Below are 23,941 nucleotides of genomic sequence, written 5' to 3'. Positions count from 1 at the left end.
GCCCCGGACACCCACCGAAAGGACCACCATGCCCATCCCCGAGATCGCCGCCCTGCCCCACGAGCGCCGCTACACCTACCTGATCACCCGGGCCGACACCGGCCGCCGGATGAGCACCGGCGTCATCACCGCCCTCTCCAGCCCGCACCCCACCCCCGAGCGGCTCGCCGCCGACCTCGTCGCCATCAACCGGTTCAACCACCCGTACTACCTCGGCGGACGCACCTGCTGGATCTGGCCGCACGACCCCGAGCAGGTCCCCGCCCACATGGACACCGCGCCCGACGGCGCCGAGCGGTACGACTACCCGGCCAGCGAGCAGCCCCCGGTCCCCGCCGACGACCTCAACCTCTCGCTCACCGGCGGATGCCCCGCATGCGACCTGGAGCCCGACCAGATGTGCGTCGCCTGCGGCCGATGCAACTGCGACACCCACACGACGTGCGTCCGCCCCACCTGACCACCGCTCACCCCCGGGGCGGCTGTTCGCCTGGCAGTGAGCCAGCCGCCCCGGGGCCCATCACCCACCAGGGAGACAGGACCCGCATCATGACACTCCACCAGCTGATCGCCACCCTCGCCGCCGAGCTGCCGTACTGCGCCATCTGCGGCTGGTGGTACCCGCCCCACAACCACTGACCGCCCATTGTCAGACCCCCGCCGTACCGTGGGAGACATCCCATCCGCGCTTGCTGGCTGCGGCGCTGCTGGACCCGAGGCCCCGCCGCACGGCGGGGCCTCACCCATACGCCCCGCCCACGGCGCATCATTGATCACATGAACGCCCCGATCATCGTGGACATCTACGCCGCCGCAGCAGCCACCGGGACGGACCCCCGCACCCTCCGCAAACGCCTCAGCCGCGGCACCCTCACCCACCACGGCTACGACCGCCAAGGCCGCGCCCTGATCGACCTCGCGGAGGTCCAACCGCGCACCGCCGTCAAGGCTGCTTGACCAGCACAGACGGCAATGTCACACTGAAGCCCCGTTCGGCATGCCCGGACACCACAGACACCAAGGCCCCGCCCACCCGGACGGGGCCTTCGTCATGCCCGGCTCACCCCAGGCAGCGGCCCGTGTACATGGTCATGGCGTTCGAGCACGGCAGCCTCCAGTGCGAAGTTGACGGCAACGGAACTGGAATGCCCGCAGCCCACGCCGTGCACTTCGCCCGTCAGCTTCGCGAGGAGTACCCGGGGCAGACCGTCGCCATCCTGCCCACCAGGAAGTCATGGCTCGGCGGCTGGCCCTACGACTGATGCCCGGGAGGGGACCATGACCGTGATCGTCGGACTCGTCCACAAAGGCCGCGTCCACCTCGGAGGCGACGCGGCCGGAGTCGCCGGCTACCAGCTCACCATCCGTCGCGACCCCAAGGTGTTCACCAACGGCCCCTACGCCCTCGGCTTCACCACCTCGTTCCGCATGGGCCAGCTCCTCCACCACGCCTTCAAAGCCCCGCACCCCGAGGGCGACCTCAGCGCCTTCATGGTCACCACCTTCGTGGACGCGCTGAGGACCTGCCTCAAGGACGGCGGCTGGGCCACCAAGGAAGCCGAGCAGGAACGCGCCGGGACCTTCCTCGTCGGCATCCACGGACGCCTCTTCAGCATCGACAGCGACTACCAAGTCGGCGAGCCCGCCGACCAGTACGCCGCCGTCGGCTGCGGGGACGAACTCGCCCTCGGAGCACTCCACGCCACCAGCGCCCTCGGCATGAAGCCCCGCGACCGTCTCAGCGCCGCGCTGGCCGCCGCCACCCACCACAGCGCCGGAGTCAGCGGCCCGTACACCTTCGCCACCACGCCCAAGAGCGACTGACCGTGGCCGGCCGTACCGACCTCACCAGCTACGAGTACCGCCAGGCCCGAGCCCGCTGCCTCGCCGCATCCGACGTCTGCATCGTCTGCGGGCACCAGGCCGCCGATGCCGTCGACCACATCCAGCCCGTCGCCCGAGGCGGCGCGACCGCCGACCCCGACAACCTCGCCCCCATCCACGGCGTCCTCGGCTGCCCCACCTGCCTCCGCAAATGCAACAACGAGAAGGGCGCCGGCCCGCTCGCCGCCGTCACACGGCTGGTCACCTCACGCGACTGGTACGCCGGACCCTGACAGGAGCAGCCCCATGCCCGAGCTGACGACCGAGCAGGTCACCACCCACACCCTCACCCTCACCGACGACGAGCTGGCCTCACTGCGCGAGGCCGCGACCACCGCGCTCAGCGACTCCTCGGCCTCGGTGCACACCCGCCACTGGCAGGCGTTCGCCCGGCTCGGCATCGGCCCGACGCGCAGTCGGCGCGCCGCCGTCCTCACCGACACCTACGCCAATGCGGACCTGATCGGGAAGCCAGGGCGCGCGGACCGATGATGTCGCATCGTCGCAGGTCAGAGGCATGATCCGGGCGGGGATCCGGCTCCGTTTTTTGGGGAGATCATCTTCCCAGCCCCGCGCCCAGCTTTTATTTTTGCGCGCGAGGGGCGAAACCCCTGGCAGTGATCTTGAACCCGTAGTCGCCCGCGTCTGATCCGCGGGGGAAGAGAGCCCCGGTGTCTCCAGGCATCGGGGCTTTCGCATGCCCTGGAGGTCTCATGCCGCGTCGTCCCGACCTGCCCTGTGCCCGCTGCGGAACGCTGATGTGGAGAGGCCGCGGTGGCCTGCCCGCCGGGCGAGCGACGTGCAGGCTCTGTCGGCGTAAACGGCCGCAGCCCTACAGCAGGCCGGAGTTGTACGGTCCCCGGCCCTGTGCTCACTGTGGGCTGAGCTTCACCGACCCGTACCGCCGTACCTGCTCGGACGCGTGCTCGCGTGTCCGTATGGGGCTCAACCTGCAGCGGCTGAACGATGTGCCGGTACGCCCGGTGCCCTGTGACGACTGCGGGACGCTCACCGGGCGGGGTCGGAACCAGGCGGGCCGGTTCTGCGACGGCTGCGCGCGGGCGAGGCGGCGTGCGAAGGACCGGCGGGCAGCGGCTGTTCGTCGTGGTGCGGTGGTGGTGGGTCCCCGGCCGAAGCTGGAGGACATAGCCGGGCGGGACGGGTGGCGGTGTCACCTGTGCGGGCGGGCCGTCGACCGTGTCCGGCACTTCCAGCACCGTGACGCGGCCACGCTGGATCACCTGGTGCCCGTGTCGGACGGCGGTACCGACGAGGCGGCGAACCTGGCTCTGGCCCACCGTGGGTGCAACTCCCGCCGTGGGGTGGGCGGCCATGTCCAGCTCGCGCTGATCGGATGAGAGGAGAAGGCGATGGGGCCAGTAGAGACGGCTGTTCGGGAGGATATCGAGGCGATCGGCGGGCTGGCCGGGGTGGAGCCGACGCTGGCTGAGATGGCGTACCGGCTGGCTGTGGACATCGATGGTGGCGGTGGTGACGAGGGCCGGCTCCTGCCCGCTCTGAACAAGGAGCTGCGCGCGACCTTGAAGCAGCTCCTGGAGGGCCGCCCGGCGGAAGATGAAGATGACGACCTCGCCGACCTGGACAGCCCCGAGTGAGTTTGCCGCCCAGTGCCGTGAGCTGTACGGGCTGGAGTGCCCGCCGTTCTGGGGTACTCCGCGACGCCCGGAGTTCCCGACGCTCGGCGGGAAGGCCGCCAGGGTCATGGCCAAGCTCGGCTTCGAGCCGATGCCGTGGCAGAAGTACGTACTGGATGTGGCGCTGGAGATCGACCCCGAGACCGGGGTGTTCGCGCACCGCGAGGTGGGGCTGTCTGTGCCCCGCCAGCAGGGCAAGACGCAGCAGATCCTGGCCGTGATGGTCCACCGGATCGCGGCATGGGAACGGCAGAATGTCACCTACGCCGCGCAGAACAGGACGATGGCGAAGAAGCGGTGGGAGGACGAGTTCCTCGCGACGCTGGACGCGTCGAAGCTGTACGGCAAGTATCGGCCGCGTAAGACGACGGGCAACGAGGCGATCATCTGGGGGAGTACGCGTTCCCTGCTCGGCATCACGTCGAACACGGAGAAGGCCGGTCACGGTCCGCCCCTGGATCTCGGTGTGATTGACGAGGCGTTCGCGGCTGAGGACGACCGGCTGGAGCAGGCGTTCAGCCCGGCGATGCTGACCAAGCCGATGGCTCAGCTGTGGTGGGCGTCGGCCGGTGGTACCGAGCGTTCGGTGTGGCTGAACAAGAAGCGGGTTGCCGGGCGGCTGCTGATCGAGCGTCTGTGGGAAACGGGTGTCCATCCTTCCGCCGCGTACTTTGAGTGGTTCGCTCCGGACGATATGCCGCGTGATGATCCGGCGACGTGGCGTGCGACGCTGCCGGCGCTGGGGCACACGGTGAGCGAGGCGGTCATCCAGGCAGAGTTGGAGAAGCTCGACCCGGGTGAGTTCGATCGCGCGTACCTGAATCGGACAAGGAAGGCGGCACCGCCCGAGGACCCGAATGTGCCCAAGCGCATGTGGCCGGGCCTGGTCGACAAGGAGACGCGGGCCGGGCGGGAGTTGGCGTTCGCGGTCGATGTGTCGCAGGACCGGTCCTCGTCGTCCATCGCTGTCGCGTCGCTGCGGCCGGACGGGCGGGTGCACTTGGAGGTGGTGGACCGGCGGCCTGGTACGGACTGGGTGGTTCCGGCGGTCGTGAAGCTGGCCCGCCTGTGGAGTCCGTTGGTGGTGGCGATCTCCGGTGGGGGGTCGCCTGCCGGGTCGCTGGTCGATGCGCTGGTGTCGGCCGGGGTGACGGTGCCCGAGGACAAGGAGAAGCCGCACCGTGGGCATCTGGTGGTGCTGCGGACCTACGACCAGGTGGAGGCGTGCGGGCAGTTGGCCGACGCGCTCAACCAGGGCACGGCCGCGCATCTGGACCAGGTGCCGCTGACCGCCGCGGTGAACGGCGCGCGGACCCGCAAGGTGGGCGACGCCTGGGTGCTGGACCGTACCGGCTCGCTGGTGGATGTGGCGCCGCTGGTCGCGGTGACCATCGCCCGGTGGGCGCTGCTCACGCGCGGCCCGGCGGTCCTGGACGACTACGACGCACTGGACTCGGTGCTGTGAGGAGGGAGTGATGGTGGGCCCGACTCTCGGTCCTGATGGTGTGTGGTACCCGGGCGGGGCGCCGCCGCGGCCCGGCGGGTGGCAGCGGGTGCGGCGGGTGGTGGCGGCCCCGTTCCGGGCGCTGGCCGGGGTGAGTAAGCGGGCGATCACGTCGCTGCCGTGGCTCGGTTCGGGCGGGGCCTCTTCGCCGTCCTCGTCGGCGGGACGGGCGATGCAGTTGATTCCGCTGTTCGCGTGCGTGCGGATCCTCGCGGACTCGATCGCCTCGCTTCCGGTGCAGACCTACCGGAAGAACGGCGGCAGCAGGGAGATGCTGACGTTCGTTCCCTCGCTGCTGTTCGCGCCGGCCGCGCGGGACAACCTCTTCGAGTGGCTGCACAAGGCGGTCGTTTCGCTCGCGCTGCGGGGCAACGCCTTCGGGTTGATCACGCAGCGGGACGACTTCGGGTTCCCCACCATGATCGAGTGGCTGAACCCGGATGACGTGTGGGTGGACGAGTTGCGCCCGACCTTGCCGGTTTTCTACTGGCAGGGCCAGGAGGTGCCACGCGAGCAGATCGTCCATATCCCGTGGGTGGTGATGCCCGGCAAGGTGGTGGGCCTGTCACCGGTGAGCTACTTCGCCCGGACCATCGGTGTCGGGCTGAGCGCCACCGAGTACGGCCTGTCGTGGTTCGACAACGGGGGCACACCGCCGGCCACGATGAAGAACACGGCGAAGGCGATCAACCCGGACGAGGCGGCCGAGATCAGCGACCGACTGTCCTCCCGGATCCGGGCCCGTAAGCCGCTCGTTTTCGGCAGCGACTGGGACTTCACCGCGCTGACCGTGTCGCCGGAGGAGAGCCAGTTCATCGAGACGATGCGGCTGAACGCGTCGCAGATCGCGGCGATCTACGGAGTGCCGCCGGAGATGGTGGGCGGCGACTCCGGGGGCAGCATGACCTACGCGAACGTGGAGCAGAACGCAATCAACTTCGTGGGGTTCACGCTGCGGCCGTGGCTGGCCCGGCTGGAGTCAAAGCTCAGCGCGCTGATGCCGGGCAGGGAGTTCGTCCGGTTCAACGTGGACGCGATGATCAGGGTGGATCTGATGACCCGCTACCAGGCCCACGCGATCGCCCTCCATGACGGCTGGCGCAGCCGTGACGAGGTGCGGGCGCTGGAAGATCTGCCGCCGCTGCCGCCCGGTCAGGGCGGGGAGTTGTTCTTGCCGGTGGCGCTGCTCGCGCCGAAGTCCCCGCCGCCGGGCTCTCCGGCCGGCGGTCCCAACCCATCTGAGTGAGGAGGCCCCGGTGACCGACACCGAGCGGCGCTTTACCAAGGTGCCCGTCGAACTGCGGGCCGCATCCGACCGGAAGATGATCGGCGGCTACGCGGCCGTCTTCAACCGGCAGTCCAGCAACCTCGGCGGGTTCGTGGAGGCCGTGGACGCCGCGGCGTTCAACGCGTCCCGGGGGGACGGCTGGCCGGACGTCATCGCCCGGTACAACCACGACGACAACATGCTCCTCGGCAGCACGGGGGGCGGGACGCTGCGGCTGATGGTGGACGGCACGGGCCTGGACTACGAGGTGGAGCCGCCCAAGGCGCGCTCCGACATTCTGGAGCTGGTGCAGCGCGGCGACGTCCGCAAGTCCTCGTTCGCGTTCCGCACGATCGAGGACAGCTGGGGCACGACCGATCAGGGGTTCCCGCTGCGGACTCTGGTCAAGGTGCAGCTGGTGGACGTGGCCCCGGTCAACACCCCGGCCTACCCGGACAGCAGCGCCGGTCTGCGGTCGCTGGCCCGGCACATGGGCGCCGACTTCGAAGAGGTCCGCAAGCTCGCCGAGGAGGACGAGCTGCGGCGCTTCTTCGTGAGGACGGACCGCACCACGGGCAAGCCGAAGGTGCAGGAGAAGACGAGTTACGGGGCGGCTGCGCGGATGGCGCTGCTGGCCCGGAAGACCGACCCGTACACCTGAGTGTCGGGACCGTTCGAGTACGAGGTGCGCCCGCCTAGCGGCGGGGGTCCGGCGACTTGCCGGGTCTGCCGATTGGAAACCCCGTCGGCACGCGCAGCACGGAGCAGTGATCAGACGACCGCCGATTGCAGCACGCGTCGGCCGCAGGCACCAGATCTGGTGCGGGGCGTCGTGGGCTTCCGTTCGATACCGGTTCGACGGGAGCATTGTCATGTCCGAAGTTGCGAAGAAGCTGCGCGAGCGCAGGGCCAACGTGTGGGAGCAGGCCAAGGAACTGGCCGACCGTGCGGCCGACGAGAACCGTGCGTTCTCCGGTGAGGAGGAGAAGTCCTGGGTCGCGCTGAACTCCGAGCTGGACGCGCTGGACGTCCGGATCAAGGCGGTCCTTGAAGGGGAGCAGCGGGCCAAGGACGCGGAGGACGCGATGGCCGCGCTGCGCGGGGAGCCCCGCAAGCAGCCGGGCGCCGGCGGTCCGGCCGGGGATCAGAACAGTACCGAGCTGCGTACCTTCCTGCGGGGTGAGGGGCCGCGGGTCTTCGAGGTGCAGCCGGCCGGACCGGTCAACTTCCGTGACCTGTCCAAGCTGTCCTCGGGTGCGGGCGGGGCGACGGTGCCCACCTCGTTCTACGACCGGCTGGTGGCGCACCTGATCGAGACGTCCGCGATCCTCCAGGCCGGGGCCACGGTCCTGAACACCGCCAGCGGCGAGGTCATCCAGATCCCGAAGACCACCGCTCACTCCAGTGCCGCGATCGTCACGGAGGCGGGCCCGATCGGCGAGTCTGACCCGGCGTTCGGCCAGGTGTCGCTGGGGGCGTACAAGTACGGCACGCTCATCCAGGTGTCCCGGGAGCTGCTCACCGACACGGGCGTGGACCTGGAGGGCTACCTGGCGATGCAGGCCGGGCGGGCGCTGGGCAACGCGTTCGGCGCGCACACCATCACCGGCGACGGATCGAGCAAGCCGCGCGGGATCCTGACCGACGCCAGCGCGGGGGCGACCGGCCCCAACGCCGCGACGCCGGTGGGCGGGTTCGGGTCGCAGTCCACGGCCGGGCAGGGCGCGGATCTGCTGATCACCCTGTTCCACTCGGTGATCTCCCCGTACCGGATGTCAGCGGCGTGCCGCTGGCTGATGGCGGACGGCACCGCCGGTGCGGTCCGCAAGATCAAGACATCGGAGGGGCAGTACATCTGGCAGCCGTCGGTGATCGCCGGGCAGCCCGACACCATCCTCGGCAAGCCGGTTCTCACCGACCCGAACATGCCGGCCGTCGCCGCCTCGGCGAAGAGCATCGCGTTCGGTGACTTCTCCCAGTACTTCATCCGGCTCGCGGGCGGCATCCGCTTCGAGCGTTCGGACGAGTACGCGTTCGGCAACGACCTGGTGACCTTCCGGGCGCTGATGCGCGCGGACGCCGCGCTGGTCGACCTGACCGGCGCGATCAAGACGTTCACCGGCGGCACCGCCTGACCCGCCGGGCCGGACCCCCGTCACAGGGTCCGGCCCGGCCCGATCGGAGGAACCCATGTCCACGTACAACCAGACCCTGTTCCGGCGCTCGCTGTCGCCGGTGGCCCGGGTCGACGGCACGGCCAACGGCGTCGCCGTGGACCGGGCGGTCAACGGCGGGATGCAGGACGCCGTCGTGCTCGTATCGACCGGCACGATCACCGACGGCTCGCACGCCATCGCTGTCCAGGACTCCGACGACGGCACGACCGGCTGGCAGGCGGTGCCCGCCGACCAGCTCCAGGGCGCGGTGCCCACCGTCGTCGCCATCAATGACGACACCGTTTTCGAAACCGGTGTGCTCGCCTCGCGCCGCTACCTGCGGGTTGTGGCTGTCACCACCGGATCCACCACCGGCGGCGTGTTCGGGGCGGGGATCCTGCTCGGTTCGCCGCGCACCGCACCCACCCACTGAGAAGAGGGACACGATGAAGATCCGCATGCTGGTCGAGATGTCCGGCACCCGCAACGGCGTGCCGTGGCCGCCGCGTGGCCAGGTCGTCGACATTCCCACCGGCGAGGCCCAGCACCTGTGCGCCTCCGGCATCGCCGAAGCCGCCCTCGACCACGAAGCGAGCGGCACGGAGACCGCCACCCCGCCGCCGTCCGCCACCAGCGCCCAGCCGCCGGCCGAGGTCACCACCCCGCCCGCCGAGACGAAGCGCACCCGGCGCGTGAAGGCGGCGCCGGCCGACGACACCACCGGGGCCGACACCGTCACGGAGTAGACCGTGGCCAACGAGTACGCCACCCGCGACGCGCTGAAACTCCGGCTCGGCCTGGAGGACGACGACACCACCCGCGACGAGCTGCTCGACAACGCGCTCGCCGCAGCGGCGCGCGGCATCGACACCGCGACCGGCCGCCGCTTCTGGCTCGATGACCTACCGTCCGCACGGTCGTTCACGCTGGCGGGGCGGACCGTGCGCGACGAGGCCGGCACCCGCGTCCTGCTGGACGACATGGGCGCGGACCCCGAGCTGGTGGAAACCGGCGGCGCCGGGACGTGGTCGCCGCTCACCGGCTACGACACCGCCCCCGACAACGCGCTGCTGCGCGGGCGCCCCATCACCGCGCTGTCCGGCGCCGGGTGGGGCACCGGCCGTATCCGGGTCACGGCCCGCTGGGGCTGGCCGGCCGTACCGGACGAGATCCGCGAGGCGACCCTCATCCAGGCCGCCCGCCTCTACCGCCGCAAGGACAGCCCCGAGGGCGTGACCGGCTCAGCGGAGTGGGGCGTCGTCCGGCTGAGTCGCCGCGACCCGGATGTGTGGGCGCTCATCGAGCACTTCGTCATCCCCGGCTTCGGATAGAAAGGGAGCACCCGATGGACATGTCCGCTGTACGGGCTGCGATCGCCGATGCCGCGCGGGCCGTCGTCCTGCCGGCCGGGATCGCCCGCCTCACTGCGACCGGCTACGTGCCGGACGCGGTGACGCCGCCGTGTTTCTTCACCGCCGACTACACGATCGACTTCGACAAGGCCATGGGCCGCGCGCTGGACGAGGTGGAGCTGACCTGTCAGGTCCTGGTCGGCATCGCCGACGACCGGGCCGCACAGCGCACCCTCGACAGCCTCCTCGCCGGGTCCGGGCCGTCGTCGCTCAAGGCGGCGATCGAGGCGGCGCGCGGCGCCCCGGGCGACTACGCGCTGGGCGGTCTGGCCCACGACCTGCACGTGATGCGCGTCCAGGGATACCGCTGGTACGAGCACCAGGGCACCACCTACCTCGGCGCCGAGCTGGTCGTCAAAATCATCGGGGAGGGCTGACCATGGGCAAGTTCATCCTGCTCGACACGCGCCTGTTCGCGCCAGGCGCCGACCTTTCCGGCGCCTCCAACAAGGTCGAACTCAGCACGGAGATCGAGGACAAGGACGTCACCAACTACCGCAGCCAGGGCTGGAAGGAAGTGATCGGCGGCCTGGGCTCTGCGGAGATTGCTGCCGAAGGACAGTGGGAAGCGGGCGACCCGAGCCTGGTCGATGACGCGTCCTGGTCCACGCTCGGCGGCACCGGCCCCTACACGGTCTGCCCCACCGACTCGACTGTGGGCGCGCTCGCGTACTTCACCAACGGACTGCGCACCGACTACAAGGTCGGCGACGCTGTCGGCGAAGTCGCCCCGTGGGCGGGCACCGTCAAGTCGTCGTGGCCGCTGGTGCGCGGCCAGATCGCCCACCCGCCGGGCCTGGCCCGCACCGCGACCGGCACCGGCACCGCCCTCCAGCTCGGCACCATCCCCACGGGCAAGCGCCTGTACGCCGCGCTGCACGTTCTGTCGGCGGCCGGCACCGGCACCCCGTCGATCACGGCACGTATCGAATCCGGCGACGGGGCGTTCGCTTCGCCGACCACCCGCCTGACCTTCACCGCGGCGACCGCTGCGGGCGGGCAGATCGCGCGGGGCGACGGCGCGGCCGTCACCGACACGCATTACCGCGTCGCCTGGACCATCGCCGGGACCGCGCCGTCCTTCATGTTCGCTGTCTCCCTGGGAATCAGGTGATCCACCATGGCCAAAATGGTTCTGCTGGCGGCCCACGTCAGCCTCGCCGCCAACAACCTCTCCGACTACACGCGCAAGGCGGAGCTGACGGTGGAGGTGGAGGACAAGGACGTCACCACCTACGCCTCGCTCGGCTGGAAGGAAGTCCTCGGCGGACTCAAGTCGGGCGAGCTGTCGCTGGAGTTTCTCCAGGACGTCGCCGCTACGAAGATCGACTCGCTCATGTGGCCGCTGCTCGGGACGGTGGTCCCCTTCGTGGTCCGCCTCGACACCGCGCCGGTGTCCGCGTCCAACCCGCAGTGGTCGGGAAGCGTCCTGATCAACGGATGGAACCCCATCGAGGGCGGGGTCGGCGACGAGGCGTCCGTGAGCGTGGGCTATCCGACGTCGGGCGCGGTGGTCCGCGCGGTCGCCTAATGGCCGGCGGCCCGCCGTTCGATCTCACGGTCACGCACGAGGGACTGGACGCGCTCGTGCGCGCGATCCGTCAGGAGGACGACGGCAAGGCCCTGCGCAAGGACCTCGCCCGCACCATGCGCGACGCGCTGCGCCCCGGCGCGGCACAGGCCAAGTCCAGCATCATGGGCCTGCGTTCGGCGGGCATGGGCAGCGGGCCGTCCCTGCGCTCGGCGGTCGCCAAGAAGATCCGCCCCGAGGTGAAGCTCGGCGGCCGGTGGAGCGGCGCCCGTGTGAAGGCGTTCAAGACACCGCAGATCCGCGGCTTCCGCAACGCCCCCAAGCGCATCAACCGGCGTAACGGCGGGTGGCGCACCCTGACCTACGGCCACGAACCGTGGCGTACCCAGCACGGCAAACCGGGCTGGTTCGATGACGCGTTCACCAACGACTCGGCGGCCTACCGGGCCGCGGTCCATGACGCGATGGAAGAGATGGCCCGGCGCCTGGCGGCGCGGGCCCGATAGGAGAGCACCGTGTTCCTCGTCTACCAGCCCGAGGGCCAGGCCGAGCCGACCCGCTGGCGCTACAACCCCAAGAAGCTGATGTCCGTGGAGCGCGAGGACATCGAGCGCCGGACGGGCAAGAACTTCTCCGACTTCACCACCGCCGTAGTCCAGGGCAACAGCCTGTGCCGCCGCGCGCTGCTGTTCACCTTCCTGCGCCGCGAGCACCCGAAGACGAAGTTCGAGGACGTCGACTTCGCCTGGGACGAGCTGAAGCTGGAGTACTCCCGCCAGGAGCTGGAGAAGATCCGCGCGAACCTGCTGGAGAACACCCACGGCGACCAGCTCGCCGCCGCGCTCACCGCCATCGACCAGCAGATGGAGACGGCGTTCGACGACGTGGCCGAAGAGGGAAAAGCGGAGCTGCCGATCGCCGACTGAGGCAGCTCGGCAACTCGGCCCGCCTCCTGGGGATCCGCCCCTGGGAGTGGAGGTTGATGACCGTCGAAGAGACGGATGCGGTCCTGGACTGGCTGGACGCGTACCAGAAGGCCAACGAAGAGGCCGCCGCAAAACTGAAGAGCTGAAGCAGGGGAGGTGAGCCGTCATGGCGGACACCTCTCTGGTGTTCAACCTGGTGGCGCGGGATCGCGCGTCCGCGACCGTGTCGCGGATGGGCGAGAGGTTCAACACGGCGGCGGCCGGGATCGGCGCAGGTTTCGCCGCCGTCCTCGGAATGTCCGTGGTCCAGGGCCTGGACATGGAGGCAGCCAACGCCAAGCTCACCGCGCAGCTCGGGCTGGGGCCGGCCGAGGCGGCGGCGGCCGGGGACGCGGCTGCCTCCGTCTACGCGGGCGCCTGGGGCGAGTCGATCGATGAGGTCAACCTCGCCGTCAAGGGCGTGTACCAGAACATCGGCGACACCAGCGCGGCCGAGGGCGGGCTGGAGGGCGTCACCAGCAAGGTCCTTGCGTTGGCCGAGACCTACGACCAGGACCTCACGATGGCCACCGCAGCGGCCGGGCAGATGGTCCGTACCGGGCTGGCGGCCGACACCGACGAGGCCCTGGACATCATCGCCACCGGCCTCGGCACGGCCGCCGACAAGTCGGGCGACCTGCTCGAATCTCTCAACGAATACTCGACCCAGTGGCGCCGGGTGGGCCTGGACGGCGAGACGTCCATCGGTCTGATCAACCAGGCCCTGCAAAACGGTGCCCGCGACGCCGACCAGGTGAGCGACGCGATCGGGCAGTTCGGCGAGCGTGCCCTGGCCAACGGGGCGCCGGTCCAGGAGGCGTACAAGTCCATCGGCCTGTCCTCGGACGAGATGGCCAAGAAGATCGGAGAGGGTGGCAGCAGCGCGGAGCAGGCTCTGCAGATGACGCTGGACGCGCTGCGCGGCACCAAGGACGAGACCGTCAAGCTCAACGCCGCCGCCGCACTTTTCGGTGACCCGGCCAACGTCATGGGTGACGCCCTGTACGCGATGGATCCGGCGTCCGCTGCGGCGGCCGCCGGGATGGACAAGGCCGACGGTGCGATGGGCCGACTGACGGAGACCATGAGCGGCACCGCGAAGAAGCAACTGGAGTCCTTCAAGCGCACCGTGCTGACCGAGCTGGGCACGGCTACCGGCCGCCTGATCACGTTCGCCTCGGAAAACTCCGGGACGATGAAGCCCCTGCTGATCGGGTTCGTCGCCCTGGCCGCCGCTGTGGTCGCCGCCCGCGTGGCAATGTTCGTCTACTCCACCGTCAGCGCGGTGGTGGGCGCGGCCCATACGGTCATCTCGGCATCGATGTGGACGGTCATCGGGGGCTGGCTGCGCATGGCGGCGGTCGGCCTGCTGACCTACGCCCGTATCGCCGCGGGGGCTGTTGTGTCCGCAGCGATCACCGGCGCCGCGTGGGTCGGCTCCGCGCTCGTCAGTATCGGTACGTGGATCGCGGCGGTGGTCCGGGCGGGCGCCGTGGCGGCCGGGCAGTTCCTCATAATGGCGGCGCGCGCGGTCGCCTGGGCCGTGGTGATGGCGGCACAGTGGCTGATCGCGATGGGCCCCATCGGGTGGATCATCGCTGCCGTGATCGGGTTGGCGCTGCTGATCTACGCCAACTGGGACACGATCAAACGCTGGACCGCTGAGGCGTGGGACTGGGTCTGGTCGAAGATCAAGGGCATCGGCCAGACGCTCCTGGACTTCTTCATGACCTGGACGATCATCGGTCAGGTCATCAGGCACTGGGACACGATCAAGGCGAAAACGTCCGAGATCTGGAACGGCCTGATGGACTGGATCAAGGGCGTGCCCGGACGGATCGTCGGCTTCTTCCAGGGCTGGAACATCGCCCAGACCGTGCGGGACCACTGGCAGCGCGTCAAGGACGGCGCCATCCGCAAGGCCGCCGAGCTGGTCATCTGGGTGAGAGGCCTGCCGGGCCGGATCCGTGACGGGCTCGGGAACCTCGGCGACCTGCTGCTCCAGAAAGGCAAGAACGTTGTTGAGGGCCTGTGGTCAGGCATCCAGTCGATGGGCGGATGGATCGCCGGGAAGATCACCGGCTGGGCACGGAGCATGATCCCGGGACCGATCGCGAAGGCGCTCGGAATCGCCAGCCCCTCCAAGGTCACCAAGGAACAGGGCAGGTGGATCGGCCGGGGCCTGGTGGACGGACTCACCGGTACGGCGAAGCAGGTCAAGGCCGCAGCCTCGAAGCTGGCGGACATCGTGCGGGACTCGCTGAAGCCCGGCGCCGCCCGGAACCGGGCGCTCGCCAAGATCGCGTCCGGCAACAAGCAGCTCGCCGCCCTCGCCAACCGCGAGGCGGCCCTGGCCGCCCGGATGAAGACCGCGTCCAAGGCGCTCGCCGACCAGATCAAGGCCCGCGACAAGCTGGCCGCCGACGTCCGCAAGGGCATTCTCGACAGCGCGAACATCACGCAGAACGACGGCGGCCCGACCTCGGCAGACGCCATCCTCGATCAGCTTCTGCGCAAGGCGGCGGACGCCCGCCAGTTCGCCGCACAGCTGGCCGTCCTCAAGAAGAAGGGCGTTCGCTCCGACCTCATCTCGCAGATCGCGAATGCCGGAGTGGAGCAGGGCCTCGGGACCGCCACCGCGCTCGCCAACGCCAACTCCTCGCAGATCAAACAGATCAACAGCACACAAGCGTCGCTGGTCAAGGCGGCCGGGCAGGCGGGCGCGACCGCCGGGGACGCGATGTACGGGGCCGGGATCCAGGCCGCGCAGGGCATTGTCAAGGGGCTCGCGTCGCAGCAGAAGGCCATCGAGAAGCAGATGGAGAAGATCGCCAAGTCGATGGCCAGCTCCATCAAGAAGGCGCTCGGCATCAAGTCGCCGTCGCGTCTGATGGCCGATGAGGTGGGCCGGTTCGTGCCGCTCGGCGTCGCCGAGGGGGTGGCCGAGGCCCAGGGTGTTCTGGACCGGGCCATGGCCGCGATGGTCCAGCCGCCCTCACTCCCCGCCGCGCCGGGGACGGGGCGTCCGGTCGCCCCGGCTCCACTGCCCGACGGTATCGGCGGGGGCCGGACCGTCCTGGAGATCCGCTCCAGCGGGGGCCGCACGGCCGACTTCCTGGTGGAGCTGCTCCGCGAGGCCGTGAGAGCCAAGGGCGGCGACGTGCAAATGGTCATCGGACAACGACAGAGGTGAACTCATGGCATTCCCGGCCGATCCGCTGGACACGCGCGTCGACCTCCAGCTGCGCGGCGTGTGGACGGACGTCACGGCGGACGTCTACACGCGTGACCCGATCACCATCACCCGGGGCCGCGCGGACGAGGGGCAGCGCACCGACCCGAGCCGCTGTGAACTGACCCTGAACAACCGGGACGGCCGCTACAGTGCCCGCAATCCTATGAGCCCGTACTACGGGATGCTCGGCCGCAACACGCCCGTGCGGGTCTCGGTCTCGGCAGGGCCGCCGTTCCTGGAGCTGCCCGGCGACGGTGCCCGGGCGTCCACCCCGCACGTGGCCGCCCTGAATATCCTCGGGTCGATCGACGTGCGGGCCGAGGTCCAGCTCGCCAACTGGGATGTGCCCCTCGGTGTCGAGCTGGCCGCGAAGTACGGGAGGGGAACCGACCGGTCCTGGTACTGGTTCGTCAGCGCCGCCGGCGAACTCGCGCTCGGCTGGTCGTCCACGGGTGCCGACTACACCCAGTACCGCTCCAGCGTGCCCGTGCCCCTGCCCTCATCGGGCAGGGTCGCGGTGCGCTCCACCCTCGATGTCACGGCCGGGCGCATCACCCACTACACCGCGCCGACGATCGCCGGCCCGTGGACGCAGCTGGGCGTCCCAAACGCCGGCGTCGGAGCAACGTCGGTGTTCTCCTCCACAGTGCCGGTGGAGGTCGGAGACATCGTCGCCACCGCCTACGCCTCCCCGATCGGCGCGGTCCGCGCCTTCCAGCTCCGCACCGGCATCAACGGAACCGTCGTCGCCAACGCTGACTTCACCGCGCAGACCATCGGCGCCCCGGCCTTCACCGACGGGGCCGGCCGGGCATGGACCCTCAGCGGGAACGCTTCGATCAGCAACCGCAACATCCGCTTCCAGGGCGAGGTCAGCGCCTGGCCGCCACGCTGGGACGTCACCGGCCGCGACGTCTACACCCCGATCGAAGCCGCCGGACTGCTGCGCCGCTACGGCCAGGGCGCCAAAGCCTTGGACAGTGCACTGCGGCGGCGCCTGGCCCGGCAGTCCGACATCCTCGCCTACTGGCCCATGGAGGACGGCGACGGCGCCACCCGCGCCTACAGCCCCCTGCCGGGCGTTGCCCCGCTCACCGCGACCGGCGTCACCTGGGCATCGGCCACCTCGCTGCCCAGCTCTGCCCCTCTGCCCGTACTCAACAGCAACAGCGGGGCGAACCCTCCCCGGCTGTCCGGCGCAGTACCCGCGCCGCCCGGCGCGCCGACCGGGTGGCAGGTCCGCTGGGTCTACCGGCTCGACACCCCCAACGCCACCCTGCACACGTTCATGCGGATCCTGTCGACCGGCACCGTCACCGAGTGGTACATCCAGTCCAACACCAGCGGCTCCCGCATCCTCGGCCTGGACGCGGACGGCACCAGCGTGATCAGCCAGCCCATCGGTACCGGCATGGACCTCTACGGCCAGTGGACCACCCTTCGCCTCCAGGTCAACCAGTCAGCCACCAATACGGTCACCTGGGGCGTGTACTGGCAGACCGTCGGAGGGGACGCCGGCGGCTACTCCAGCACCTACACCGGCACCATCGGCCGCGCCCGCGGAGTCGCCAGCCCCCCGGACGGATACGCCCCCGCCCTGGACGGCATGGCCATCGGCCACATCACCGTCTTCAGCAACACCACCACCAACGCCTTCGACGGCGCGATCACCGCCTACGCGGACGAGCCCGCGACCGACCGTCTCCGGCGCCTGGCCCGCGAGGAAGACCGGCTGTCCATCGGCCTGGCGGACAGTCTCGCCCCGGAGCCGACTGAGGCGATGGGCCCGCAGAACCCCCAGACCCTCCTGACGCTCATAGAGGATTGCGCCGACGCTGACGGCGGGATCCTCTACGAGAGTCTGGACCGGCTCGCCCTTACCTACCGCACCCGCGCCAGCCTCTACAACCAGCCCCCCACCCTCACCCTCAACTACCTCGCGCCCGGCGAGGTCGCCCCACCGCTCGAACCCACGGAAGACGACCAGCAGGTCCGCAACGACATCACCATCCAACGCGACGGCGGATCATCCGGCCGCGTCGTCATCGAGACCGGACCGCTGTCGGTCCTGCCACCGGAGCAGGGCGGGGTGGGAATCTACGACGAGTCGATCACCCTGAACGTGGCCCGGGACAGCCAGACTCAACAGATCGCCGGATGGCGCGCGCACCTGGGTACGGTCGACGAGGCGCGTTACACGCGTATCCACCTCCAGCTCCACACCGCGCCGCACCTGATCCCGAGCGCCCTGAACCTCCGCATCGGCGACCTGGTCCGCATCACCAGCCTGCCCCCGTGGCTGCCCCCGGGCGACGTCGACGTCCTGGCCTACGGCTACACCGAGACCCTGGACCAGTACACCTGGAACATCGTCATGAACGCCGCCCCGGCCACGCCCTGGACCGTCGGCGTCACCGACGATCCGCTGCGCGGCTGCGCCGACACCGACGGCTCCATCCTGGCCGCCGCCGTCACCAGCACCACGACCGCCCTCGAACTCCACACCGACCTGGGCGCCGGCAACCCCCGCTGGGTCGACAGCAGCGAATTCCCGGACGACTTCCCCCTCGACATCCGCGTCGGCGGGGAAGCCGCCCGCCTCACCGCCATCACGAACAGGCTCGATCTGTTCTCCCGCACCCTGTCGGGCACGTGGGGCACGGCCACCACCGGGCAGCTGTGGACGCAGGCCGGCGGACTCTCCACGGACAGAGCTGTCACCGGCGGTCGGGGCACCATCACCCTGCCCGACCCGGCCACCATCTCCACCGTCCGCTTCCAGCAGCTCACCGACGCCGGCATCACCGACTGCGAAATCCGCGTCCGCATGTCCTCATCCGTGGTGGCCACCGGCGCGAGCCTGGTCCCCGGCGTCCTCATGCGCTGCGAGTCCCTCAGCAACTTCTACCGGGCCCGCATCCACTTCGGCACCGGCGGACTCCTGTACGTCTCCGTCACCCGCGACACCACCCAGATCGGAGACAACCCCCAACTCACCACCTACGCCGCCGGGGACGAGTTCGAGCTGCGCGTCCGCCTCACCGGCCACACCGTCCAGATGCGCGTCTGGCCCGTCGGCGCCATCGAGCCTGACATCTGGCACCACACCGTCACCATCACCACGAACACCATCCCGGCCGGAACGATCGGCGTCACCGGCAGCGCGTTCGCCGGCATGAGCAACGCCAGCCCGGTCCTGCGGTACGACAACTTCGAGGTAGTCACGCCGCAGATGGCGACCGCCGTCCGCTCCGTGAACGGCATCGTCAAGCCGCATCCGGCCGGTACGGACATCCGGCTGGCGACCCCCATGATCATCGCCCTGTAGAACGGAGCACCATGCGTGGATACCGCTTCCTGGCCGGAGAACGCGTCACCGCCGCCAAGCTGAACATGGGGGAACTGATCGGGTTCGCCAGCATCACCGCGAACGCGCCCACCACCACCTCCACCACTGAGGTGGCGATCATCACGACCCCCACCGTCACGTTCAAGGCGGGCCGGGCCTACGAGTTCGAGCTGCGCGGCCTGGTACAGCACAGCACCGCCAACCTGGGCGACCTCTGCGCGTTCCGGATCCGCCGCAGCAACACCACCGGCACCCTGATCCGCAACCTGGGCACCATCGTGGTCACCAACCGTGCAACCACCGCCCGCAACAACAACGTCACGCTCAACCACATCGGCATCAACACGAGCGTTCTCGACATCACGGTCCCCGTGGTGGCGACCTACTCGTGGGACACCGGCTCCAGCTCCACCTTCACCTTCGCGGCCAGCGCCGCCACACCCGCCAGCCTCGCCATCTGGGACCTCGGCACAGCAGTCGACTACCCCGGCGCCGGAACCATCTGACCCACCCGCACCCACTGTCCGAGCCCCGAGCCGTCCGCCGGCCGGAGCTCTCGTCATGCCCGGAGGTATCACGTGTCCGACGTCCTCGGTATCCAGCCCACCCCGCTCCAGCTCGGCCAGCTCGCCGCCGCCACCTACAGCGCCAGCACCGGCGGCCTCACCCACGACGGCCGGCCGATCCCCGCCTGGGACGACCTCGGCGACACCGTCCAGACCGCATGGATCGCGGCGGCCGTCGCCGTCGCCCGCGCCGTCACCGCGCCCACGGAACAGGAAGAGAGCTGACCATGACGCTGCTCGTCACCCGAGCCGAGCTGGGCTTCCCGGCCTCGGCGGCACCCCTGCAAGCGACAGCCAAGGGGACCAAGGTCCACTACCTCGGCACGTTCGTCTCGCCCCTCCTGCTGACGGAGCACCCCAAGTGCCTCGCCCTGTGGAAGGCCATACGGGCAAGCCACCTCGCCAACAAGGTGGAGAACTACTCCGACGTTGCGTACAACTTCGCGGCGTGCCCCCACGGCTACCTCCTCGCAGGACGCGGCACCGGCCGCCGCACCGGCGCCAACGGCAACCAGGACCTCAACAAGACTCACTACGCGATCGTGGGCCTGATCGGCGCCGAGGGGCTCACCGAGCCGACCGACGCGATGCTGTCCGCGATCCGCGACGGCATCGAACTGCTCCGCGCCAACGGCGCCGGAGACGAGATCAAGGGCCACCGCGACGGCTACGCCACCGACTGCCCCGGCGGCCCGCTGTACGCCTGGGTGAAGAAGGGCGCGCCCCGGCCTGCCGAGGTGGAGCCCCAGCCCGCGCCGCCGAAGCCCGCGCCGCCGCCGACTCCGGCCAAGCCGTCCGTCTCCCTGGCCCGGCTCATCACCGCCGCACGCACGGACCCCCCGAAGGCCGGCACCCCGGTGAGCTACGCGGGGGTGCGCACGGTGGAGGCCGCCCTCGCCGCCGAGGGACTCCTCGCCCGGGACCTGGTCGACGGCCACTTCGGCACAGCCACCGTCCGGGCCTACGCCGCGCTCCAGCGCCGCTACGGCTACACCGGCGCGGCGGCCGACGGCATACCCGGCCGCGCCTCCCTCACCAAGCTCGCCGCCGCGCGCGGCTTCACCGTCACCTCCTGAAAGGCGCATCCATGTCCGAACTTTCACTTCCCCCGCAGGTGGACACCGTCCTGAAGTCCGCCAAGACCTACGCCCGCGACCTGGTGGAGCGAGTGCTGTCCACGTTCCTCCAGGCGTTCGTCAGCGGCCTGGTCCTCACGGCCCCGTTCGATCTCGCGATGTGGCAGTCCGCCGCACTCGGGGGTCTTGCCGCGGCCGGCGCTCTACTGAAGGGCCTGCTCGCCCGGTGGCGAGATGTCACCAACTCCGCTTCCCTCGCACGGGGGGTGTAGGTGGTGACGCCGCCCGAGTCATCATCGGTCGCCCTCGAACTCGAACGGCTGCGAGGTGCGCTCACGACCGGCTTCGCTGAGCTGAACGGCCGCCTCGATACCGCGCTCCAGCGGACCGGGCAGACCGAGAAGGACATCGCCGAGCTGGAGCAGCGCCTTGCCGCGCTGGAGCGCGCCCGCTGGCCGCTCCCCAGCCTCGCCGCTCTGGCCGGGCTCGCCGGCGTGGGTACCAGCATCATCGCCCTCTACCGCTGACGCACTGCGCCCCTGCTCTCCTCCGGGAGAGCAGGGGCGCTTCGTCATGACGTGACTCACACAGAAAGGGCCTTGCCCCATACCCTGGCAGTGACGAGCTGGACAGAGAGGGGCAAGGCCATGCCTGCTGATGCTACCCCGGACCCATACACCGATCCCCTCGCCTTCGGGCAGAGACTTCAACTTCTACGGACACGACGAGGGATGACACGCGAACAGCTCGGTGGCCTCATGGGGCGCACCGGGTCATGGGTAAAGGCGGTCGAGACCGGTCGGCTGAAGACGCCGAAGCTGCACATGGTCCTGCGGTTCGCCGAGCTGCTGCGGGTGCGTGATTTGTCAGAACTCACGGGGGACCAATCCGTGCGCGTCGACCTGTTCGCGGGCCCGGGCCACCCTCGGCTTCCTGCGGTACAGGCCGCGGTCAATGCCTTCCCTCTGCTGGCCGATTCCGCGCGGGCGCCTTCGGCCCGGCACATCCGGGCACGGCTGGCACGCGCCTGGCAGGCCCGCCACGAAGCACCGAACCACCGGGACGTCATCGGGGTTTTGCTGCCCGATCTCATCCGGGATGCCCAGCGGGCCGTACGGCAATCGGACCGGGCGACCGACAGGCGCGCGGCGCAGGCCGCACTGTCCGAGGTCTACTCGCTGGCGCAGTTCTTCGTGGCGTACCAGCCGGACGCCGCGCTGCTATGGCGCGTGGCCGAGCGCGGCATGATCGCCGCGCAGGAGTCCGAGGATCCACACACGATCGGTGTCGCCGCCTGGCTGGCCGCCCAGGCCCACCGGGACTCCGGCCCCAGCCACTTCGACGCGGCGGATGCCGTCACGTCCGACGCGCTGGCATACCTCACGCCGCTACTCCCGGACGCCTCCACCGAAGTCCGCGCCATCGCCGGGGCCCTGACCTTCGAGGCCGGGTACACGGCCGCGAGGCGAGCGGAGAAGGGCACGGCTTGGCGCTACTGGGACCAGGCCCGCGACATGGCCGCGAAGCTGCCGGCCGACTACTTCCACCCGGTGACCAGCTTCGGCCGGGCCATCATGGGCGCGCACGCTGTCACCGTCGCGGTCGAACTGCATGCGGGGGGGGAGTCCGTACGGCAGGCCGCTGCCGCCGACGCGGTGCCGATTCCATCCCGGCCGCGCCGGGCCCGGCACCGGATCGAGGAAGCCCGCGCCTACCAGCTGGACGGACAGCCTGACGTCGCGCTCGACACGCTGGCCCGCGCTCACGAGTCGGCCCCCGAGACGATCCGGTACAACGGGTACGCGAAGCGCATCGTCCTCGAAGAGGCCGAGTCGAAGTACCCGGCCCGACGGCAGAGGGCGTCCGCCCTGGCGGTGAAGCTTGGGCTGCTGGCTGCCTGACGAGGGGGCACAAACTGTGCCCCCTCTACCCGCGAGGCACTCCTACGGTCGACATCACCTGACCGCCTGTCACTGGAGCGCCCCGTGGTCGATCCACCGCATGCCCCCGCCTGTCTCTCCGCCCCCGCCCGCATGGACATCGAGGCCACTCTCGCGGAGGCCGTCGGGCTTGGCCAGCTGCGCGCCAGCGACTCGGACCTCGCCACGGCCGCCACCGCGCTTCGAGGCCACATCGAGTCGATGCTCCCGACCGCCGAGAAACACGCGGCCACCCTGTGGCGCGGCGGTACGACCTGGTGCAGCCTCCGATCCCGGCTGGACACCATCCGACACGAGATCGCGCAGCCCGCAGCGCCCCTGACGCCGCTGTCCGCCCACGTGCAGGTGGAGCTGCTGCGCCGATCCTGCCGGTGGCTGCTGGAACGGTACGGGCCGGACGCCGAGGACAAGGGGAGCTGCTGATGATGACCTGTGCGCGCTGCGACAAAGCGATCCGACCGGGCCAGCCGTACACGACCCACCCGATCGACGCTGGCTCCGGAGCGGCCCCGGATGTCCACCTGCATTCGGACTGCCGCCCGGACCCGCGGGTTCAGCCCACCCGCTTCCCGGCCCGCGCGCGCCACTGAGACTCCCGCGTGCCGCTGTCACCCCCGCCGTGCGGCGCGCGGGACGGGCGCCCTGGCCGTGCGTGGCCGGGGCGCCCACCACTACCGCCCCGGCCGCCGTCCGTCATCCCGGCGGCCGGGGCTCCTCGCGGACGAGGTCGGCGAGGGGTACATCGAGCACCCAGGCGATGCGGAGCAGGGTGTGGAGACCAGTGTTCTCCCCGGCCTCCACCCGTTGGAGGGTGATGCGGTCGATCTGCGCAGCGAGATACAGGTCCTGCTGGGTGGCGTTCTGCGCGCGGCGCGCGGCGCGGACGCGGTCACCTACGGCCCGGCGGCGGTCGGTGATCCATGAGTCATCGTCAGGCAGCTGTCGCACTCGACAAACCGTCTGACCTGGTGAATCCTATGTCAGCCGAATGTATTCGGCCTTTTGTGATCTTGCTCGGCTCGTCGTGCCGAGCGCCCTGCCGCTCCGGCCGGATACCTGTCCCCCCGACGGACCGGACGGAGCACCGAGAGCCCCAGCCGCGCGCGGCTGGGGCTCTCTCATGCGCTCATTGCCGCGAGCGGGGGAGTACGGGACAATGAGAAAAGCCCAGTTCAGACCGGGCTGGGCCTCGGCTCGCTGCGTGAGCGGTGCGTGAGCGGAGGTCCCGGCGAGTCCCGGAATTGCCGGAGTGAGCCAGAGTGGGTGCCTATGAAACCCCAGGCGAACGGGAGTAACTCGCGGCTCCCGGAGTGAGCCAGAGCGAAAACTATGGACTCATAATCCGTCGGTCGTGGGTTCGAGTCCCACCCGCCCCACCAGATATAGGCGCGCAGGAACGTT

The 23,941-nt window shown here is 70.2% G+C and carries 29 protein-coding genes; 28 read left to right on the top strand and 1 reads right to left on the bottom strand.

Going from position 1 to position 23,941, the window contains the following annotated elements; translation table 11 throughout:
• Positions 1 to 28: 28 nt before the first annotated feature.
• The 28 genes from AB0389_RS09790 to AB0389_RS09655 all read left to right on the top strand — a co-directional run bounded on the left by AB0389_RS09790 (position 29) and on the right by AB0389_RS09655 (position 22,963).
• Positions 29 to 460 carry a hypothetical protein gene (locus AB0389_RS09790; protein ID WP_366394806.1) on the top strand — a complete coding sequence of 144 codons (432 nt, stop codon included), beginning with the start codon at positions 29 to 31 and terminating at the stop codon, positions 458 to 460.
• 317 nt (positions 461 to 777) lie between these two features.
• The gene (locus tag AB0389_RS09785; protein ID WP_366394805.1) at positions 778 to 957 is read left to right on the top strand and encodes a hypothetical protein; all 180 of its coding nucleotides are present in this window, start codon (positions 778 to 780) and stop codon (positions 955 to 957) included.
• A 321-nt stretch (positions 958 to 1,278) separates the two neighbouring features.
• Positions 1,279 to 1,824, top strand: coding sequence for a hypothetical protein (locus AB0389_RS09780; RefSeq protein ID WP_366394804.1), 546 nt, complete (start codon positions 1,279 to 1,281; stop codon positions 1,822 to 1,824).
• Positions 1,825 to 1,826: 2 nt separating this feature from the next.
• The gene (locus AB0389_RS09775; protein WP_366394803.1) at positions 1,827 to 2,117 is read left to right on the top strand and encodes an HNH endonuclease; all 291 of its coding nucleotides are present in this window, start codon (positions 1,827 to 1,829) and stop codon (positions 2,115 to 2,117) included.
• 13 nt (positions 2,118 to 2,130) lie between these two features.
• Positions 2,131 to 2,376, top strand: a complete 246-nt coding sequence (locus tag AB0389_RS09770; RefSeq protein ID WP_366394802.1) for a hypothetical protein — start codon at positions 2,131 to 2,133, stop codon at positions 2,374 to 2,376.
• Between the two features lie 446 nt (positions 2,377 to 2,822).
• The gene (locus tag AB0389_RS09765) at positions 2,823 to 3,242 is read left to right on the top strand and encodes an HNH endonuclease signature motif containing protein (RefSeq protein ID WP_366394801.1); all 420 of its coding nucleotides are present in this window, start codon (positions 2,823 to 2,825) and stop codon (positions 3,240 to 3,242) included.
• 12 nt (positions 3,243 to 3,254) lie between these two features.
• Positions 3,255 to 3,500 (top strand): hypothetical protein, encoded by a 246-nt coding sequence (locus AB0389_RS09760; protein WP_366394800.1) that lies wholly within the window; start codon positions 3,255 to 3,257, stop codon positions 3,498 to 3,500.
• Positions 3,466 to 5,004: a terminase gene (locus AB0389_RS09755; protein ID WP_366394799.1), complete on the top strand. Its 1,539-nt coding sequence runs from the start codon at positions 3,466 to 3,468 to the stop codon at positions 5,002 to 5,004. The genes AB0389_RS09760 and AB0389_RS09755 overlap by 35 nt, the downstream gene beginning before the upstream one ends.
• Positions 5,005 to 5,014: 10 nt before the next feature.
• Positions 5,015 to 6,289 (top strand): phage portal protein, encoded by a 1,275-nt coding sequence (locus AB0389_RS09750; protein ID WP_366394798.1) that lies wholly within the window; start codon positions 5,015 to 5,017, stop codon positions 6,287 to 6,289.
• A 10-nt stretch (positions 6,290 to 6,299) separates the two neighbouring features.
• A complete protein-coding gene (locus tag AB0389_RS09745) occupies positions 6,300 to 6,971 on the top strand; it encodes an HK97 family phage prohead protease (protein WP_366394797.1) in 672 nt (223 codons plus the stop codon).
• A gap of 211 nt (positions 6,972 to 7,182) precedes the next feature.
• Positions 7,183 to 8,445, top strand: a complete 1,263-nt coding sequence (locus tag AB0389_RS09740; protein ID WP_366394796.1) for a phage major capsid protein — start codon at positions 7,183 to 7,185, stop codon at positions 8,443 to 8,445.
• 55 nt (positions 8,446 to 8,500) lie between these two features.
• Positions 8,501 to 8,899, top strand: a complete 399-nt coding sequence (locus tag AB0389_RS09735; RefSeq protein ID WP_366394795.1) for a hypothetical protein — start codon at positions 8,501 to 8,503, stop codon at positions 8,897 to 8,899.
• A gap of 13 nt (positions 8,900 to 8,912) precedes the next feature.
• Positions 8,913 to 9,212 (top strand): hypothetical protein, encoded by a 300-nt coding sequence (locus AB0389_RS09730; protein ID WP_366394794.1) that lies wholly within the window; start codon positions 8,913 to 8,915, stop codon positions 9,210 to 9,212.
• A gap of 3 nt (positions 9,213 to 9,215) precedes the next feature.
• Entirely contained in the window at positions 9,216 to 9,797 is a 582-nt protein-coding gene (locus tag AB0389_RS09725) for a phage gp6-like head-tail connector protein (protein ID WP_366394793.1), read from the top strand.
• Between the two features lie 14 nt (positions 9,798 to 9,811).
• Positions 9,812 to 10,255 carry a hypothetical protein gene (locus AB0389_RS09720; RefSeq protein ID WP_366394792.1) on the top strand — a complete coding sequence of 148 codons (444 nt, stop codon included), beginning with the start codon at positions 9,812 to 9,814 and terminating at the stop codon, positions 10,253 to 10,255.
• 2 nt (positions 10,256 to 10,257) lie between these two features.
• Entirely contained in the window at positions 10,258 to 10,992 is a 735-nt protein-coding gene (locus AB0389_RS09715) for a hypothetical protein (protein WP_366394791.1), read from the top strand.
• 6 nt (positions 10,993 to 10,998) lie between these two features.
• Positions 10,999 to 11,409: a hypothetical protein gene (locus tag AB0389_RS09710; protein ID WP_366394790.1), complete on the top strand. Its 411-nt coding sequence runs from the start codon at positions 10,999 to 11,001 to the stop codon at positions 11,407 to 11,409.
• Positions 11,409 to 11,915 carry a hypothetical protein gene (locus tag AB0389_RS09705; RefSeq protein ID WP_366394789.1) on the top strand — a complete coding sequence of 169 codons (507 nt, stop codon included), beginning with the start codon at positions 11,409 to 11,411 and terminating at the stop codon, positions 11,913 to 11,915. The genes AB0389_RS09710 and AB0389_RS09705 overlap by 1 nt, the downstream gene beginning before the upstream one ends.
• A 9-nt stretch (positions 11,916 to 11,924) precedes the next feature.
• Positions 11,925 to 12,335, top strand: a complete 411-nt coding sequence (locus AB0389_RS09700) for a hypothetical protein (RefSeq protein ID WP_366394788.1) — start codon at positions 11,925 to 11,927, stop codon at positions 12,333 to 12,335.
• Between the two features lie 166 nt (positions 12,336 to 12,501).
• Complete coding sequence (locus tag AB0389_RS09695) at positions 12,502 to 15,567, top strand: phage tail tape measure protein (RefSeq protein ID WP_366394787.1); 3,066 nt, start codon at positions 12,502 to 12,504, stop codon at positions 15,565 to 15,567.
• A 4-nt stretch (positions 15,568 to 15,571) separates the two neighbouring features.
• Positions 15,572 to 18,937, top strand: coding sequence for a hypothetical protein (locus tag AB0389_RS09690; RefSeq protein WP_366394786.1), 3,366 nt, complete (start codon positions 15,572 to 15,574; stop codon positions 18,935 to 18,937).
• An 11-nt stretch (positions 18,938 to 18,948) separates the two neighbouring features.
• Positions 18,949 to 19,464 (top strand): hypothetical protein, encoded by a 516-nt coding sequence (locus AB0389_RS09685; RefSeq protein ID WP_366394785.1) that lies wholly within the window; start codon positions 18,949 to 18,951, stop codon positions 19,462 to 19,464.
• A gap of 72 nt (positions 19,465 to 19,536) precedes the next feature.
• The gene (locus AB0389_RS09680) at positions 19,537 to 19,749 is read left to right on the top strand and encodes a hypothetical protein (protein ID WP_366394784.1); all 213 of its coding nucleotides are present in this window, start codon (positions 19,537 to 19,539) and stop codon (positions 19,747 to 19,749) included.
• A 2-nt stretch (positions 19,750 to 19,751) separates the two neighbouring features.
• Entirely contained in the window at positions 19,752 to 20,600 is an 849-nt protein-coding gene (locus AB0389_RS09675) for a peptidoglycan-binding protein (RefSeq protein ID WP_366394783.1), read from the top strand.
• 11 nt (positions 20,601 to 20,611) lie between these two features.
• Positions 20,612 to 20,872 carry a hypothetical protein gene (locus tag AB0389_RS09670; RefSeq protein WP_366394782.1) on the top strand — a complete coding sequence of 87 codons (261 nt, stop codon included), beginning with the start codon at positions 20,612 to 20,614 and terminating at the stop codon, positions 20,870 to 20,872.
• Positions 20,873 to 21,127: a hypothetical protein gene (locus AB0389_RS09665; RefSeq protein ID WP_366394781.1), complete on the top strand. Its 255-nt coding sequence runs from the start codon at positions 20,873 to 20,875 to the stop codon at positions 21,125 to 21,127. It begins immediately after the preceding gene.
• A gap of 120 nt (positions 21,128 to 21,247) precedes the next feature.
• Positions 21,248 to 22,501: a transcriptional regulator gene (locus AB0389_RS09660; protein ID WP_366394780.1), complete on the top strand. Its 1,254-nt coding sequence runs from the start codon at positions 21,248 to 21,250 to the stop codon at positions 22,499 to 22,501.
• 84 nt (positions 22,502 to 22,585) lie between these two features.
• The gene (locus AB0389_RS09655) at positions 22,586 to 22,963 is read left to right on the top strand and encodes a DUF6415 family natural product biosynthesis protein (protein ID WP_366394779.1); all 378 of its coding nucleotides are present in this window, start codon (positions 22,586 to 22,588) and stop codon (positions 22,961 to 22,963) included.
• A 270-nt stretch (positions 22,964 to 23,233) separates the two neighbouring features.
• Here the strand turns inward: AB0389_RS09655 and AB0389_RS09650 are convergent, their stop codons facing one another.
• The gene (locus AB0389_RS09650) at positions 23,234 to 23,488 is read right to left on the bottom strand and encodes a helix-turn-helix transcriptional regulator (RefSeq protein ID WP_366394778.1); all 255 of its coding nucleotides are present in this window, start codon (positions 23,486 to 23,488) and stop codon (positions 23,234 to 23,236) included.
• Positions 23,489 to 23,941: the final 453 nt, after the last annotated feature.

Source organism: Streptomyces sp. NPDC093109 (assembly GCF_040701725.1).
Lineage (GTDB): Bacteria > Actinomycetota > Actinomycetes > Streptomycetales > Streptomycetaceae > Streptomyces.
The sequence above is the reverse complement of the archived record's forward strand: the minus strand, read 5'-3'. Positions and strand labels throughout refer to the sequence as shown.

Coding starts and splice junctions, on each gene's coding strand:
- AB0389_RS09720 (WP_366394792.1), top strand. CDS start 9,812: ATGGACATGTCCGCTGTACGGGCTGCGATCGCCGATGCCGCGCGGGCC.
- AB0389_RS09675 (WP_366394783.1), top strand. CDS start 19,752: ATGACGCTGCTCGTCACCCGAGCCGAGCTGGGCTTCCCGGCCTCGGCG.
- AB0389_RS09710 (WP_366394790.1), top strand. CDS start 10,999: ATGGCCAAAATGGTTCTGCTGGCGGCCCACGTCAGCCTCGCCGCCAAC.
- AB0389_RS09790 (WP_366394806.1), top strand. CDS start 29: ATGCCCATCCCCGAGATCGCCGCCCTGCCCCACGAGCGCCGCTACACC.
- AB0389_RS09770 (WP_366394802.1), top strand. CDS start 2,131: ATGCCCGAGCTGACGACCGAGCAGGTCACCACCCACACCCTCACCCTC.
- AB0389_RS09670 (WP_366394782.1), top strand. CDS start 20,612: ATGTCCGAACTTTCACTTCCCCCGCAGGTGGACACCGTCCTGAAGTCC.
- AB0389_RS09755 (WP_366394799.1), top strand. CDS start 3,466: ATGACGACCTCGCCGACCTGGACAGCCCCGAGTGAGTTTGCCGCCCAG.
- AB0389_RS09750 (WP_366394798.1), top strand. CDS start 5,015: ATGGTGGGCCCGACTCTCGGTCCTGATGGTGTGTGGTACCCGGGCGGG.
- AB0389_RS09760 (WP_366394800.1), top strand. CDS start 3,255: ATGGGGCCAGTAGAGACGGCTGTTCGGGAGGATATCGAGGCGATCGGC.
- AB0389_RS09705 (WP_366394789.1), top strand. CDS start 11,409: ATGGCCGGCGGCCCGCCGTTCGATCTCACGGTCACGCACGAGGGACTG.
- AB0389_RS09730 (WP_366394794.1), top strand. CDS start 8,913: ATGAAGATCCGCATGCTGGTCGAGATGTCCGGCACCCGCAACGGCGTG.
- AB0389_RS09715 (WP_366394791.1), top strand. CDS start 10,258: ATGGGCAAGTTCATCCTGCTCGACACGCGCCTGTTCGCGCCAGGCGCC.
- AB0389_RS09740 (WP_366394796.1), top strand. CDS start 7,183: ATGTCCGAAGTTGCGAAGAAGCTGCGCGAGCGCAGGGCCAACGTGTGG.
- AB0389_RS09765 (WP_366394801.1), top strand. CDS start 2,823: ATGGGGCTCAACCTGCAGCGGCTGAACGATGTGCCGGTACGCCCGGTG.
- AB0389_RS09660 (WP_366394780.1), top strand. CDS start 21,248: ATGCCTGCTGATGCTACCCCGGACCCATACACCGATCCCCTCGCCTTC.
- AB0389_RS09785 (WP_366394805.1), top strand. CDS start 778: ATGAACGCCCCGATCATCGTGGACATCTACGCCGCCGCAGCAGCCACC.
- AB0389_RS09780 (WP_366394804.1), top strand. CDS start 1,279: ATGACCGTGATCGTCGGACTCGTCCACAAAGGCCGCGTCCACCTCGGA.
- AB0389_RS09695 (WP_366394787.1), top strand. CDS start 12,502: ATGGCGGACACCTCTCTGGTGTTCAACCTGGTGGCGCGGGATCGCGCG.
- AB0389_RS09685 (WP_366394785.1), top strand. CDS start 18,949: ATGCGTGGATACCGCTTCCTGGCCGGAGAACGCGTCACCGCCGCCAAG.
- AB0389_RS09690 (WP_366394786.1), top strand. CDS start 15,572: ATGGCATTCCCGGCCGATCCGCTGGACACGCGCGTCGACCTCCAGCTG.
- AB0389_RS09735 (WP_366394795.1), top strand. CDS start 8,501: ATGTCCACGTACAACCAGACCCTGTTCCGGCGCTCGCTGTCGCCGGTG.